Below are 16193 nucleotides of genomic sequence, written 5' to 3' on the forward strand. Positions count from 1 at the left end.
ACGTCATGCTCACCAAATACAGAAATGGTTATCATGACTTTTTTAATAAGCCATGTTGAAAAGCATATTTTACTAATTCCGCGGTATTTTTTACCCTTGTTTTATCTATCAAGCTCTGCCGATATCCTTCAACAGTACGCTTACTCAAAAAGATTTTATCTGCAATTTCTAAATTTGTAAAACCGTCAGCGATTAACTCTAATACTTCTAGCTCGCGATCGTTTATTTCCAGATCGAGGATGATATTCGAGCCCGCATCCCTATAAACTTGACCGGAAGAAACTTGTTCAAGCAGGGCTATACTAATTTCTTCGCTCATATAGCGTCCGCCTTCAGCGACATGCTTTAATCCAAAAAGTAATTCATTGTAACCTATATTTTTCAACAGGTAGCCTGAAAGACCATGTTCAAAACCTTCAACAACATAATGAATTTGATTTAGCATAGACAATATCACAACTTTGACCAATGGATATTTTTGACTGATGATTTTTAAAAGCTCCATCCCGTCCATATGCTCCATGTTTATATCAGTTAAAACAATATCAGGAGCTAAACCATTCGCCAATATAGACAGCGCTTCTGCACCATCAGATGCCTCGCCTATCACCGTAAATTCACCCTGGGATTCTAAAAGTAGTTTAATACCATTCCGTACGACCATGTGATCTTCAACCAATAGTATCTTAACCGTATTCATCTTCTATGGCATTTAAATAAAAACTTTCAATTCTATTTTCTTCCAAACTTATACTGCAACGATAATTTATCATATTCGCTATTTGAAATAAAAAAGAAACAGACTGCATAAACAAAATAAAGATACAACTTTCTATCCAGTCTACTGTCGACATGATGAGTTCACATTAAACAGCCCACAGGATCAACTGGCAAATAAAATAGTGGATTTCATCCCTTACGACAACTCCGGTCATTTATGGATAGAGCGAAAACTCATGAGAAAGGAACAATATTTGTATGCTATTAAATCAAGCTATAGCGATATCGCTTTAATCAATACTTAATTTTTGCTATGTTATGATATGTTCAGATAAAGATATTTTAGCCGTTCTCACCTCTTCATTGGATGCCTGCTCAATTTAGGATAGTGCAGAACTCCATATTTCTTATGCAAGCACTAACATGTTAAAACTTTGGGGTTGTGATCAGCGTATTATTGGGCAGTGTCTTGAAAATTGTCTTCAACGAGAAGATTTAACACCCTATATCCCCCTCCTGAAAAATGTCTGGATAAACGGAAAAACTGCGGTCATTGAAAAGATAAGGATTAAACTCAAAACGGAAAATCAGGCTTCACTAGGTTATACGCACACTTTTGAATATCATCCGCTCATCGATGAAAAAGGTGAAATTTATGGCATATTTAATCAAATTAGACTGATACCTGAAAATGAAGACAAGTACCCACAAACGCAGGAAAAAAATACCATTGAACGAAAATTGCTACAAGATTTATTAACTCAAAAATATCTTATAGCAGGAAAACACTATAAGAGCCCAACGAATAATTACACCTTGTCATCTAAACATACTGAAGATCTCAATGAAAAACTTAAGGGGGCACTCAAGAAAATCATTGAGAGTGAAGAACATTATCATTTTGCTTTACAGTCGGCCGAGATGGGAACATGGACCTTAAATTGTAAAAATTACTTAGTAAATTGGGATGAACGGACTCGGGAACTCTTTGGGTTTGCGAAAGGTGAGTATGTTCCATACAATGAAGTCCTTAAATATATTCATCCAGAAGATAGGAATAGAATCGATCAGGAAGTAAAAAAATCACTGACTTATCAAAACAAAGGTGTTTATGACGTACAGTTTAGAACCATTGGAGCACAAGATCTTCAGTTACGGTGGTTGCACTGTAAAGGAAGAGTATACTTTGACCAAGACCAACAACCCGAATGGTTTGCAGGTACCGCTATAGATATTACCACCCAGCATCAAGAACACGAAAAGCTTGAAACAATTCATCAACTTATCGCCAAAAGAGATCAACAGTTTAGAATGATCGTAGAAGCCGCCGGTATCGGTATATTTTCTATTGACATGGAAACCAAAACAATGGAACTCAATGATCGCTGCCGTGAATTATTTGGCTTCGATCAGCAAGACAACATCAAAGAAGCTGACTTTTTCGACCAAATACTGCCTCAGTACAGAACTATCATCCATGATGTTTTTCTGGAAGTAACACATAAACAATCTCCTTTCGATTGTCAATGTGAAATAAAAGATAAAAAAACAGGTAAGATAAAATGGTTAAGGTCAATAGGTGGAAGTCAATTGGAATCGGATACAACAAGACATATGATCTACGGCGCTATAATAGACAGCACCAATGACAAGGAAGAAGAAAGGAAAAAACTAGACTTTATTAGTATCGCAAGTCACGAACTTAAAACACCGTTGACCTCACTAATTGCCTATATCCAATTACTTCAGGCCAAAGAAGGTACACTGAGCACCGAAAAGCGCATGCAATATCTCCACCAATCGAATGAGCAAGCAACGCGTATGCGCGGTTTAATTGACGGCTTTTTAAATGTTACTCAATTAAATGAGGGTAAGCTAGTGCTTCGCAAAAAGACATTTAACATTTGCTCTTTAATCGATTATATTCAAAATATCTATTCTTTAAAATCGGTAAAGCACTTCATCCATTATACTGGAGCAATAGATTCGAATTTGGAGATTATTGCCGATCGTGATAAAATCGAACAAGTGCTAATCAACTTCATGGACAATGCCATTAAATATTCACCCAGTAATTCAACAATTACCCTGCATGTGGCAATACAATCAGGTTATTTTGAAGTCGATATCAAAGACCAAGGAAAAGGCATCAATCACAAGGATCAGAAACAAATATTCAACAAATTCTATCGTGTAAATGACGATGCAGATTGTTACGCGTCGGGATTTGGCATTGGGCTGTTTATTTGCAAAGAAATTATTCAAAAACATCAAGGAGAAATTGGTGTCAACAGCCAGATTGGTCAAGGATCAACCTTTTGGTTTAAAATTCCGCTCAGTGCATAAAGCATAACGCGAGGTATTTTAAACAAATATTACCAATAGCAAACAAATATTACCAATAGCAAAAAAAAGCAACAGCTGAAATCAAATAACAACTGTTGCTCTAGCACTTATTCTATAACCTATTTCTTTTTCAAATCCGCTTCGGCAATATCTTCCCATCGATAGTAATGGAATGTTTTATCGTCGCTCATAGTAACAAACAAGCCATGTTTAAAGGTTTCATTTAAATTAAAGGAGGTCGTTTCTGAACCATCACTTTGTGTTGCCATAACCGGTACAGTCTTCAGATATTTGTGTTCGAAAGGATTGCTTTGGGTTCCTTCGCGACTAAAGACCTGAAAACGATTTGCACCCTGGTCCGACACCAAGATATATCCGGTACTATCGGTCAATTTATAAATCGAAATACCTTCATGATCTTCTTTAAAACCTGTTGTAGCAAATAATGCCAACTGTTGGTTTCCCTTTGCTGGATCGGCATAGTATTGTTTTACGCCAACTTGTTCGTCCGAATAGTAAATATATCCAAGCTCATTGTCCACCGCTATCGCCTCGATCTCTTTCTTTCCACTAAATGAACCAAATTTGCGAACTAATGTAGCTTTTACCGTACCAGAACCATTATCCTCCAATAAATATTGACCCAAATAGCCTTCTTTTGGTCCATTTTTCCGTCCAACAATAGCATAGATCTCTCCTTTTGGGGAAGTATATAGGGCAATCCCCATCAGATCCCTAAATTCCGGTTCAGTTTCGCTAACAAACATATCCAGTCCCCCTTGATCGATCGGTTTCATATCGGGTAATGAAAAGACACGCAATTTATGGGTCATACGCTCTGTTGTGACGGCGATATCGACAGGTTTCCCTCCCAATACCAAACCGTAGGCTACATCAACATTGTTTGGTCGTTTTAAATTGGAAACCACTTTTTCTTTGACCGTTTTACCCTGTAAATCGTACACGAATAAAGCTCCATCGGCATCTTTATCCGTTGCTATAATCAAACTCTTGCTCGGATCGCTCTTATTGATCCAAATTGCGGGATCATCCGAATCATAACGTACAGCATCAGTCACAATAACGGGCTTAACTGATTCTATATTATTTGTTTGCGCATTTTCGCATGCCATTTGAAGCAGGGTTGATGCTCCCAAAGTTAGTGTTAGTATTGTTTTTAAATTTGTCATTATATGAAGTAAATTAGAATTTGGAACCGAATGCCCCAACATATGCTGCTGGCTGGGGAGAACTATAGATTAGACCGTTTGACATCACCAGGCCACTCGTAAAATGAGGTTTAAAAGCAAGGGTACCAGCCTTTAATGCAGGTGAATTCCCTTGGAGATGAAAATCCCAGGTGGAGTCAAACAGATAGTTGTCGACTGAGGTTTCCAAAGGATAGGCTATAAATTTAGGATTATTATCTCCTGCCACTTTACCTCTTATATCATTACTACCGCCTACAATATCATTTTTGCCCACCTGAAACTGATCTACATTCAATTGGCTGTAACCATAGTACCAGTTATTACTTGACACAGAACGGTTATCTTCTGGCTTTTTCGGATCGCGCTTGACTCCAAACCGCGTATTAGCAAAAAGATTATTGTAAATCTCGGCTCTGACAGATGCTTCTAACCAAATCGAACCTCCTTTGGCTGTCGGTCTGCGCCATCCCGTGTTGAGCATGGTATTATTGTAAACAATAATATAAGCCTGGGGTGTACGGTCTCCTGAATTTGACAGTTTTAATGCATTGGTATTTACACTATACACTAGGTTATAAGCAACATCTGCAAGACATCCGGATTTGAAATTCATCGCTTCGCCACCTGTCACCCCATTGGAAAAGAAACGGTTGTTAGCAAAAATGATTTTTCCTCCTTCAATATACGTGCAGTCTTCGTGAAAATGACTTACCGTACTATTTTGAACCACTAGTTTTCCATTTGGATTAGAAAACCATAGCGCTGGTAAAGCTTCACCAGACACTTTTTTATACAAGCCCATCTTTACAGAAGTCGACGCGTCTGATGTAATTGCACCCCCATACTCTATGATGGTATTGTCCAAAACAAGTTCCTGACAGCTTGGAGCGGCTAAAATTCCTCCCCATAATTTGCCAAATTCATTCGTCTTCGTCTTATACCCATCTTCAACCGTAAACTTGACAGGATTTTCAGCTGTACCTAACGCATATAAATTACCCAAAACAACAATTTCAGGCTTATTGACAGAATCCATCAATACAGTTACGCCTTCCTCAATCGTTAGTGTCTTACCTTCGGGAATAATAATATCCCCCTTAATATGCTGCACACTCCCCTTACTCCACACACCGGAGACCTCGCCGATAGCACTTCCATCGGCATCAGAAGTATCAACATCAATATTTGCTTTTTCACAGGCGCTTAACACCACGATAAAAAATGCTAGAAACGATAAAATACATTTATTTTTCATCTGTATATATTTAATTTTAATGATGAAGCGAATCATACTTGTTCAAAACTTGATCGTTCCAAAAAAGGGAAAGCTTCACCGAAACAAACTGTTGTTATTTCACACCGTACATGTTCAGATTAAAACATGTTGTGTTTTACGCGGGTCTATTATTTACTAAACGAATAACGTAAACCAAGGATATAATTCTGTCCATACAAATCCTTTCTAATCAATGTATTTCCGTCTTCAATAAGCTTTTCAGCGATCTTCTCATTTTCGGGATTTGTTCCTTTCACATACAATTCCATGGGTGTATTCAAGATGTTGTTGGCTTTGGCAAAAACGGCCCAACCTGCTTTAAATTTTTTCTCAATAGAAGCATCTAACTGAACAAATCCCTTTTGCCATAAATCATCGTTCAAAAATTGCGATACTGTATTGATCCGTGAGCCGGTATAAGATCCAGCCAACTGTCCTTCCCAGCCATTATTAGCATCTTTGTAAAGCAATGATAGATTGGCCACATGTGCAGCTTGCCCATATAATGGTCTAGTTTGATCCACGATTATCGCTTCTGGGTCCTGTGTGGTTTCATTGATTCGACGCGACATCTTAGCGGTCGTTATACGTGAATGTGTATAGGTATAATTGGCCTTAACACCAAATTTCTGGATATACTTGATGTAATCAACCTCGACACCAAAGTTGTTGGCATTACCAAAATTACCTGGAGTGTAGTATACATCTTGCTTACGAACCTCATCCGGTTGAAAGGTATATTCAATTGGGTTTTTGATTTTCTTATAAAACATACCGACAAGAAATTGGGAAGAAGCTTCAGGGAATAATTCATACCTTAAATCGAAATTATCTGCTAAGGCATGTTTTAAATCTGGATTTCCTTTTTCTAAAAACTCTTCATTAACCACACTTGAGGGTACAATTTCATAAAATCCAGGTCGGTTTAACGCGCGATAATAAGCCGCATGAAGCTGTTGTTTTTCGTCCAAATGATATTTCATGGTCAAACTTGGCAGCCATTCTGTATAAATCTGTGATCCCTCCGGTCTTTTTTCTCCTGCAGGAAACAATAATTTATAATTCTGATTGCTGTGTTCCATCCGGATTCCACCGATCATCTGCCATTTGTCATTCTCATAATTGAACATGCCGTACAATGCTGTGGTCTTCTCACCAGCGTCGTAAGTTAGTGGATTTGCGACAGCTCCAGTAGGATTGGTGACAGTCAGATTGAGATCGGTATAGCGCTGAAAATCCATACCGTATTTATACTTTGCCTCTTCTGCAGAAGCTGGTGATAAGTTGTAGTTATTGTAAAAACTACTACGCTGTTTATCACGATACAGACCTCCGGTCGATAGCTCCAGCTTACTGTTTTCCATTGGAACTTTATAAGCTACATCCCAATAACCTGCATGATCATTATCCGTATTACGCTCCAAACGATAGGTTACAGGAGATTTATTGACGAGAGAAGTTCTTTTACGTTCAAAATTTTCTTCTACGCCATCCAAACTGATCATCGTATTTTGTGGCAATTGATTGCGCGCTGAAGAAAGCACACCTGACCAACGGACATTCAGCCGATTATCTAAAAAATGATGATCCCCCTGTAGGGTACCATTGTAGATCTGTTGCTGTGTTTTTCGACTTCTTGTCACATAGGTCAGTTCGGCTTTACCAATACTGGGATCATACTGGCCATTATATATCGTATTCACAGCATCACGCAATTGCATGTTATTTAAATTCACATACATTTGATAGAAGCTAATCCGATGATTCAGATTAAATCGATAGTCGATCTTGTTATGCAAACCTAAGCGTTGTTGCTGTTCATCATATTGACGATCACTCTGCTCAGTAATTACCGCATTGGGATTTACGCCAACGACAGCCGATTTGTAGAAAATAGAACGACTGCCACGATGTAAATTTTGATAACTCGCACCCAAAATAACGCCCAATTTATCATCCAAATACCGATTGCCTATTGTCAAATTGCCGACAAGGTCTGGAAGGGGCTTTTTATAAGTATAATCTAATGCACCTTTATTAAAATCAGCAGCGGTTGCATTGTAATTCTTCCCATGCTGTTCATATGGCGATTTTGCCGAGGTTCCGCTTGTTGAAAAGCTTCCAAAATCCCGATTAAAATAACGTTGGCTATAACCCGTTGCCAAATTTGCTTGAAGCAATAGCTTTGTCGGCGCCGATTTCATAACCATATTGACAACCCCACCCACTGCATCGGCTTCCATATTTGGTGTTAGCGACTTGTAGACTTCTAAGCGTTCCAACATATCTGAAGGAAATAAATCCAAAGGCACATAACGGTATTTATTATCTGGACTCGGAACTTTTACGCCATTCACCAAAGTCGTGTTGTAACGTTTATCCATCCCTCTCAGAATTGCGTATTGCCCCTCGCCATTCGAATTTCTTTCTATGGATACACCCGAAACACGCTGTATAACATTTGCGACGGTGATATCGGGAGAAATCTCTATTGCGCGCGCCGAAACAACATTCATAATTTGTGACGCATTCTTTTCCAAACGCCGCGCGCTAGGATCGTCATCCCCACCGTTTCGACGTCCTTTTATAGTTACTTCCATTAATGTTTGTTCGGTCGATGTCAGCTGAAAAATAAAATGAGGGGTATTTTCTTTTTGAATCTCGATTTCTTTAATTAGTTCGGCGTAAGCCATATGCTTGATATGGACCTTATCCACACCTGCAGATAATCCTTTGAATTCAAACGAACCATCCAATTGTGTTTTGGTCGATAGCCCACTTTGTTCCAAGAAAACTGTTGCACCAGCAACAGCTTCACCAGTCTGACCATCCAATACCTTACCTTTGATTTTGGTCGCATAAGCAGCGCTGACCGAAATACTGGAGGCAAGTAATACTGTTAAAAAGTTTTTCATTTTGCTTAGATTATTATGAATCTTTGATTGTTGTCGCAAAGATGGCAGCCAACTTTAATCACACAAAATATCGAGCGTTACAATGAGGAAACAAGGTAGAAAGTGGGCTATACAGCGAGGAAACAAGCACTACTAAACAACTAATAAACAGCAGTTTAAATGCAATTCAAGCGCCATTAACATTCTTTTACTCCTGTGTTAAAAAATTATGAAATCCCAACAAGATAGCCCGCGAGGTCCTCTCCTTGTTCCAGTCTTAGTTTTTTTCGCAATCGATGTCTGGCAACACGAAGGCTATCTTGTGATATGCCCAATAAGACGGCAATATTGATATTATTCAAATTTATTTTAAGCAATGCGATTAACCGCATATCCGCTGCCGTCAAATCTGGAAATCGTTGAATAAGTTTTTCAAAAAAGCTGTGATGCACCTTTTCGAAAGTTCCCATAAACTCTTTCCAATGAATACCCTGTGTGATATTTTCATTGATCTGCAACACCAACTTCTGCATCTGTCGTTTTTGATCCCGGCGTTCGTCCTTAACCATACCTTTCAGTTCATCACGAAGTTCTTCCAAAAATTGATTGTTACGGATTAAATTTAAGGTATGGGATGTCAATTCCTTTTGCTTGAGCGACAGTTCTTGTTTGAGCTGCTTATCTTCAAGCAACTGGTTTTTAAGTGCAATTTCGGTCAACTCGCGTTCGGCCTCCTGTTTTCGGGAATCGGAGATCTGGTTTTTAATCTTAATTTTCTGGCGACTATGCAATACATAGGATAACACAATTAACAAAATTAAAACCACGATTGTTCCCCAGAGCATGATTAAGTTGATTCTTTTGGTTACTTGTAATTTCTCGATCTCTTCGGCTTGTTGATTCATATCGTAGAGTGCCTGAAAAAAAGCAGTATGGCGAGCACCATCCACACTATAAAGCTCAAGCACCAACTTACGGCTCTTTTCTGCATAAAAATAGGCGCTATCCATCTGCTCGCGCAAGGCGTAGGTCCTACTCAAATCTTTTGTCGTAGCAGCCATTTGATACACATCACCCAAATTTTCCGCCATCTGATAAGCCAATTGCGTGAGTTTGATACTTTCTGGATATTTATTGGTCTTCCTAAAAATATCGCCCATATTATTTATGACCACAATTTTTCCATAATTGTCTTTTGTTTCCGTATAGAGGGTACGTGCTTTTTCAAAATGAAAAAAAGCGCTGTCATATCTTGCAAGATCTTCATAAATACTGCCTAAATTTTCATGGATCTTAGCTTCTCCATTTTTATTCCCAATACTGCTATAAATGGACAAAGCAAGATTCTGGTAGACAAAGGCGGAGTCGTAGTTCGCTTCCTTTTCAAATAAATGACCTATATTCCCTAATGTACCTGCCTCTCCATTTTTATCCCCTTCTGTTCGGAAAGAATGTAGCGCCTTGTTAAAATAAACTTTCGCTAGATCATGTTGTTTGTTGAAAATATTGAGCTCCCCGATATCACTCCAATTCGAAGCAAGATGCTGTTTTGAATTTAATTGCGTATAGATTCGATCAGCTTGAAAATAGTAGTCCTGCGCCTGTCCATAATGCCCCTGATTAACACATAACCATCCAATCGCCTGTAAACAATTGGCTTGTAATAATAAGTCTTTATCCGTAACAGCTTTTGCATAACGTTTTTTTACGAGCATAATTGCAGAATCCGGATGGTTTTGACTTAACGCCCTGATATCTTTAAAGGATTTAACCTGCGCAGTACCTGGCTGCCACAAAAAAAGCTGTATTAAAAAAAGTAGAAACAAAATAATTTTATCAGAAATCCTCATATTTCATGTAAATAATCGAATTGCAAATGTACATGAAACATGTTAACACAATATTAAATCACATAGAGTAATACGAGTTTTAACATAAGGAAGGCTGACTTATTTTTATCCACCAAGCTCAACGATATACTATTAAAAAAGCCCTTTTATTGACGATACACATCAATAAAAGGGCTTGAAAATAGACAATCCCAAAACCGGTTAATTACTCGATTTCAATTCAATGAGCGGAGTGATCCGTTCTAATATATCAAATGCCACCTCTGCCATTTTGTTACCCTTATTGTCCAATAGTGGATTAACTTCAACAATTTCAAAACAAATCACCTTACCCGATCGGATGATCTCTTCTAAAATCAACACAATCTCCCTTGGCAAAAACCCCTTCGGTACTGGTGTTCCGGTGCCATCCGAGATCAATTCACTATCCATGCTATCCACATCAAAAGAGATATAAATCATATCACATGCTTCTAGGATTTTCAATGCTTCAGCCACACAATCGGTTATTCCGCGCTGTCTCGTATCTTCCACACGATAGTTTTTAATGCCAAGTCGTTCAATGACCTGATCTTCCGGTTCTTCCGTATCCCTTACACCAAAATAAATCAAATGATTGGATAGTATTTTACCTACTGGGCCAGCTATTCGTTTTAGTTTATTCCAAAATTCTTGTGTCGATTCGTCTATTTTATTGATTTTACACGGGATATTATCCTCACTCAACATCGCCGCTAAAGGCATTCCATGCATATTACCAGAAGGTGTTGTGTGCGGAGAATGAATATCGGCATGCGCGTCTACCCAGATCACACCGAGTTGTTTATCAGGATAAGCGGACTTTAAACCACTGATCGTCCCCATTGCGGAGGAATGATCCCCTGAAAACACCAATGGAAAATTGCCGGAAGATAAGCTATCTTCAACGGTGGAAGCTACTTGTTTGCATTGTTCATAAACCTGCTGAATATGTTTCGCAAAAGGATGATTATCATTCTGATAAATGGAGCTATTTCGAGTCGGCACATCAACAAATGGATAGTTAATGAAATATTGACTTCCTTTATTAATTGCAGCTATCTCGATGGCGTCGATGCCCAGATCTGAACCCCTAGTCCCTGCTCCTATATCCGATCTGTTTTTGATCAATTCAATCATTTTCTCCATACACTATTTCAAATTAGTCAACGATCGCTCAATGATCCCTAAGCAAGTATCGACTTGCTCTTTTGTAATAACCAGCGGCGGAGCCAATCGAATTTTGTTACCATGTGTAGGCTTCGCTAAAAGTCCATTTTCTTTAAATTTGAGACAGATATTCCAGGCCAAATCACTTTCTTCATCCGCATCAATTACAATGGCAGTCAAGAGCCCCTTTCCTCGCACTTCTGTAATTAACGTAAACTTAGCAGCAATCTGACGCAATCCATCCAAAAACAAGGCCCCCATCTCAAGCGCCCGTTGCGTCAAATTTTCATCCCGCACAACATTTAGCGCTTCCATAGCTACTGCACAGGCTAAGGGATTACCACCATAAGTCGAACCATGTTCGCCCGGTTTAATACACAACATAATGGAATCATTTGCCAACACTGCCGATACCGGCAATACACCGCCCGATAAAGCTTTCCCTAAAATCAGAACATCTGGTTTGCTTTGACTCTGCGCATCATCAATAGCATAGGATGCCAACATGCTTCCCGTCCGAGCAATACCAGTTTGGATTTCGTCTGCAATAAACAATACATTGTATTTTGTACATAATTGTCTCACGCGTATCAGATAATCCTCATCAGGAACGACAATACCCGCTTCGCCCTGAATTGGCTCAACGATAAAACCGGCGATATTTTCATCTGCTTTGAATAACTGTTCTAGTGCATCAACATCATTATAGGGAACGAGTACTATGCCATCTAAAAAGGGACCAAATTCATGTGTTGCAGTAGGATCATTGGATGCCGATATCACAGAGATTGTCCTACCATGGAAATTGTCCTTGGCAAAGACAATTTTCGCTTGATTGGCTGCTACACCTTTCACCTGATAGGCCCATTTACGACAAAGCTTCATTGCTGTTTCCACAGCTTCAACGCCCGAATTCATCACCAAAGCCTTATCAAATCCAAAAAGATGACAAAGCATTTCTTCAAAATCACCCAGTTTATTATTATAAAATGCCCTGGATGTTAATGTTAATTTCTCGGCTTGCTCTTTTAAAGCGTGTACAATCCGTGGATGGCAGTGTCCTTGATTGACAGCTGAATATGCAGATAAGAAATCAAAATAAGACTTTCCATCAACATCCCACACCATAACTCCTTCAGCTCGTTCCAAGACGACCGGAAGAGGATGATAATTGTGCGCTCCATATTTTTCTTCTTTGGCAATGAACATCTCGCCCTTACCTTGTTTAGCTACTGTACTCATAATTCAGTTTTTTCTAATAAGAACAAATATACAATATTTACTTTTTTATTGACTGAAAAATAAAATTTAACACTAAATTAGCATATAAATATTAAAATTAACTTTTAAACCACTTTCTACAATGAATAATATCGATGACTTTGATCTACAGATTTTAAAATATTTAGACGAAGATGGACGGATGGCCTACTCTGCAATAGCAACAGCCATGGGCGTATCCAATACCATGATCCATCAACGAATCAACCGTTTGACGGAACAAGGGATACTGACAGGTATAAAGCCCGTATTGAATGAAAAGAAGCTAGGCTATGATTGGGGTGCTTTTACCGGGCTAAGTTTAGAAAAAGATCATGATTCGAGCAGAATTATTGAAGAGCTCAAAAAAATACCAGAAGTTACAGAATGCTACTATATTACGGGCAACTACACGTTATATGTGAAAATTATTGCTAAAAATCATGAACATATGCGACAACTACTTTATGAAAAAATCGATAGCATTCCAGGAATTGCGAAGACAGACTCCCTTATCGAATTAGGCTGTGCTTTCAAACGTAATATTATATTCTAGCACAAGAAACAACCGAAGGGATCCTGAACACGGATTTTCAGGGTCTCAACGCTATTTACCAATATTTGCTAACTCTTCTTCCGTCCAGTAGATTAATTCTCGTAAAACATACACATTTTCATAACTTCCCAATCCATCGATGTAATCCCACAAATCACCTTCAACCTTCACTGGTCTTCCATGATGAAGTATATCATACCCATTATCTAACCAATTTTGTATCTGCTCTTTATCCATCGTTATTAAAACTTATTGTTAATTATCTTTAAAATGACTATATCAAATATAATGTATTTTACACTGGCTGCCCACAACTGGATAAAAGAAAGTCAAATTTCAACAACTTTTTGACATAGTGTCTATCACTCTTCAAGAAGTTCTCACGCTATTTGACAAATTTTAAAAATAAAAAAGTATATTCGTATAACATTAAATATCAATATTATGGCAGATTTTTTCTACGTTGGATACGAAGGTGAAGACGAATTACTCGAACTGGTGGCAGTATCTACAATTCAATCCCTACTCTATTTCCAAGATGCCGATCAAGAGGACTTTACAACAATAAAAACCGCTATTGATCAAAATTTTATTGTCGAAGAAGATCTAATCACTGTAGCAAACACCCTCCGATTGGATCAATCTATTGTTCGCTTTACTCCTGGCAAGCCTAATTATAAAGATTAATTGCATACTCAATCATCTGGGCAATAACTCTCCGTGAAGCAATTCATTCAAGATAATTAGTAAAGAAAATAAGTAATGAAATAATGAAGGTAGTTTTAATTGGCGGTTCTGGTGCTACAGGAAGGGCGCTCATTCAATTGATGTTGAAATCTAAGGAAGTTACGGAAATCGTTGTTCTTTTAAGACGTGTGTCGTTTGAGGAGCACATTAAATTGAAACAGGTTATCGTAGATTTTGAAAATCTAACGGATTTTGAGCGCGAGATCCAAGGCGACATCGCTATTTCCTGCCTTGGCACCACATTAAAGGATGCAGGCGGTAAAGATGCACAATGGAAAATAGATCATGATCTTAATTTGCAATTTGCGGCATTGGCCAAAAAAAATGGTTTTCCTACCTTTCTCTTATTATCGGCAGTTCTTGCGGATCCTGCATCAAAAATTTTTTATAACCGCATGAAAGGAACCCTTGAACAGGATGTTAAAGCACTTAATTTCAATCGGCTTATCATTTTCCAGCCGGGAGGATTAATTCGACCAAACACAGATCGCTTCGGTGAAAAAACAGCCATTACTGCCCTTCGTATCCTTAATACGATAGGATTATTCAAATCCTATAAGCCACTGTCTGTAGCACAAGTTGCTTCCGCAATTTTACAGGCGATCAATCACTACACAATAGGTATCCACACTGTAAACGTTAAAGATATCCAAAAATTAGCAACAGAAACCAGTTGAATCGCCTAAATAGTAATTCATAATATTGAATTAACAATAAACTAATCCTAAGGCTGTAATTTGTGTTTTTTTAAAATAACAACCATTCAAATGAAAAAACACGTTTTATTTCTGTTTCTCCTCGTTTTTGTACATGTTCTCCCCTCTTTTGGCCAAGAAGCAAAATACATCTTTTATTTAATTGGTGATGGCATGGGCCTCAACCAGGTTAATCTCACCGAAATTCATCAAGCTGAAGTACAGCATAAAGATAACCCCATCCCACTTGTGTTTACCCAATTTCCTCATGTTGGATTTGCCTCCACACATTCACTCTCAAATGGCGTAACGGACTCAGGCGCTGGAGGTACCGCATTAGCCGTTGGAAAAAAAACCAAAAATGGCGTTATCGGTATGGATAGTACAGGAACTGTCCCCTATAAGAGTATAGCTTATGCCGCAAAGCAAAAAGGAAAGAAAGTCGGTATTATTACAAGCGTCAGCATAGACCACGCTACCCCGGCTTCATTTTATGCGCACCAAGCAGACCGCGACATGTATTATGAAATCGGTAAAGAAATTGTCACTTCCAATTTTGATTTTTTTGGCGGATCCAATTTTCTCAAACCCGAAACAACATTTGATCATAAAAAGGCGCCATCGCTTTTCCCCATATTAGAAAAAGCCGGCTATAACGTGCTTAAAGGAAAAGATGCTTATGCACAACTACCAAATAAATCAGATAAGATCATATTGATGAATTCAGATGGCAGTCCCATAGATGCCCTTAAATATGCCATAGACCAAAAGCCAAATGATTTAAAATTGGCAGATATCACATCTGCAGCTATCACTTCACTGCATAAAAACAATACAAATGGTTTCTTTTTAATGATTGAAGGTGGAAAAATTGATTGGGCATGCCATGCAAATGATGCGGCTACAACGATTCAGGAAGTATTGGATTTCAATGCCTCCGTACAACTCGCCTATGATTTTTATAAAAAATTCCCAAATGAAACACTTATAGTCGTTACAGCGGACCATGAAACAGGAGGATTAGGTGTCGGTAATGGAAGTTCTTCGCTGAAAACAAAATTCTTGTCCCACCAAAAAACCTCGCATGCAGAACTTTCGAACGCAATAGGCAACCTTCGTAAGAATAATCCAAATGCAACATGGGACGATCTCAAGAATCTCATTGCTGCTCAAACTGGTTTATTTTCCAAAATTACAATCCATGAAACTGATCGTAGTGCTTTAGAAGCTGCCTATCAAAAAAGCTTTGTCGATCACCAAAATGAAACCGCAAAAAGCCTTTACGCAAGCGACGACAAAATAGCCGCACTGAGTATTTCAATCTTAAATCGGATGGGATCAATAAGCTGGGCCTCTAACAACCATTCGGCCGCCTATGCACCGGTATATGCGATCGGTGTTGGCTCCGAGCAATTCAGTCAGAAAATGGGATCAAGCTGAATTCTTGGGG

General features: G+C 38.5%; 13 protein-coding genes. 5 read left to right on the forward strand and 8 right to left on the reverse strand.

Features of this window, described 5'->3' with window-relative positions; translation table 11 throughout:
* Nucleotides 1-31 precede the first annotated feature (31 nt).
* Nucleotides 32-700 carry a response regulator gene (locus B2O97_RS08065; protein ID WP_070563855.1) on the reverse strand — a complete coding sequence of 223 codons (669 nt, stop codon included), beginning with the start codon at nucleotides 698-700 and terminating at the stop codon, nucleotides 32-34.
* A 443-nt stretch (nucleotides 701-1143) separates the two neighbouring features.
* Here B2O97_RS08065 and B2O97_RS08070 point away from each other — a divergent pair, with 443 nt between their 5' ends.
* Nucleotides 1144-3066 (forward strand): sensor histidine kinase, encoded by a 1923-nt coding sequence (locus B2O97_RS08070; protein WP_070563852.1) that lies wholly within the window; start codon nucleotides 1144-1146, stop codon nucleotides 3064-3066.
* A gap of 119 nt (nucleotides 3067-3185) precedes the next feature.
* Here B2O97_RS08070 and B2O97_RS08075 read toward each other — a convergent pair whose 3' ends face one another.
* The 6 genes from B2O97_RS08075 to rocD form a co-directional block, all read right to left on the reverse strand.
* The gene (locus tag B2O97_RS08075) at nucleotides 3186-4256 is read right to left on the reverse strand and encodes a phytase (RefSeq protein WP_083295850.1); all 1071 of its coding nucleotides are present in this window, start codon (nucleotides 4254-4256) and stop codon (nucleotides 3186-3188) included.
* Nucleotides 4257-4269: 13 nt separating this feature from the next.
* Entirely contained in the window at nucleotides 4270-5532 is a 1263-nt protein-coding gene (locus tag B2O97_RS08080; protein ID WP_070564482.1) for a right-handed parallel beta-helix repeat-containing protein, read from the reverse strand.
* Nucleotides 5533-5681: 149 nt separating this feature from the next.
* Nucleotides 5682-8468 (reverse strand): TonB-dependent receptor, encoded by a 2787-nt coding sequence (locus B2O97_RS08085; RefSeq protein WP_070563849.1) that lies wholly within the window; start codon nucleotides 8466-8468, stop codon nucleotides 5682-5684.
* Between the two features lie 206 nt (nucleotides 8469-8674).
* Nucleotides 8675-10243, reverse strand: a complete 1569-nt coding sequence (locus tag B2O97_RS08090; protein WP_070564480.1) for a tetratricopeptide repeat protein — start codon at nucleotides 10241-10243, stop codon at nucleotides 8675-8677.
* A gap of 255 nt (nucleotides 10244-10498) precedes the next feature.
* A complete protein-coding gene (locus B2O97_RS08095; RefSeq protein ID WP_070563847.1) occupies nucleotides 10499-11464 on the reverse strand; it encodes an arginase in 966 nt (321 codons plus the stop codon).
* A gap of 3 nt (nucleotides 11465-11467) precedes the next feature.
* A complete protein-coding gene (gene rocD, locus B2O97_RS08100) occupies nucleotides 11468-12727 on the reverse strand; it encodes an ornithine--oxo-acid transaminase (RefSeq protein WP_070563844.1) in 1260 nt (419 codons plus the stop codon).
* A 121-nt stretch (nucleotides 12728-12848) separates the two neighbouring features.
* Between rocD and B2O97_RS08105 the strand changes: the two genes are divergently transcribed.
* Nucleotides 12849-13301: an Lrp/AsnC family transcriptional regulator gene (locus B2O97_RS08105; protein ID WP_046673539.1), complete on the forward strand. Its 453-nt coding sequence runs from the start codon at nucleotides 12849-12851 to the stop codon at nucleotides 13299-13301.
* Between the two features lie 51 nt (nucleotides 13302-13352).
* Here the strand turns inward: B2O97_RS08105 and B2O97_RS08110 are convergent, their stop codons facing one another.
* The gene (locus B2O97_RS08110; protein WP_046673540.1) at nucleotides 13353-13538 is read right to left on the reverse strand and encodes a hypothetical protein; all 186 of its coding nucleotides are present in this window, start codon (nucleotides 13536-13538) and stop codon (nucleotides 13353-13355) included.
* 207 nt (nucleotides 13539-13745) lie between these two features.
* On the opposite strand from B2O97_RS08110, the gene B2O97_RS08115 reads away from it, so the two are divergent.
* The 3 genes from B2O97_RS08115 (at nucleotide 13746) to B2O97_RS08125 (ending at nucleotide 16183) form a co-directional block, all read left to right on the forward strand.
* Nucleotides 13746-13988: a hypothetical protein gene (locus tag B2O97_RS08115; RefSeq protein WP_070563841.1), complete on the forward strand. Its 243-nt coding sequence runs from the start codon at nucleotides 13746-13748 to the stop codon at nucleotides 13986-13988.
* Nucleotides 13989-14071: 83 nt separating this feature from the next.
* A complete protein-coding gene (locus B2O97_RS08120) occupies nucleotides 14072-14725 on the forward strand; it encodes an NAD(P)H-binding protein (protein WP_083295848.1) in 654 nt (217 codons plus the stop codon).
* Between the two features lie 90 nt (nucleotides 14726-14815).
* On the forward strand, nucleotides 14816-16183 hold the full coding sequence (locus B2O97_RS08125) for an alkaline phosphatase (RefSeq protein WP_286767235.1): 1368 nt from the start codon (nucleotides 14816-14818) through the stop codon (nucleotides 16181-16183).
* The last annotated feature ends 10 nt before the right edge of the window (nucleotides 16184-16193 follow it).

It is taken from the genome of Sphingobacterium sp. UBA865, assembly GCF_002295765.1.
Taxonomy (GTDB): domain Bacteria; phylum Bacteroidota; class Bacteroidia; order Sphingobacteriales; family Sphingobacteriaceae; genus Sphingobacterium; species Sphingobacterium multivorum.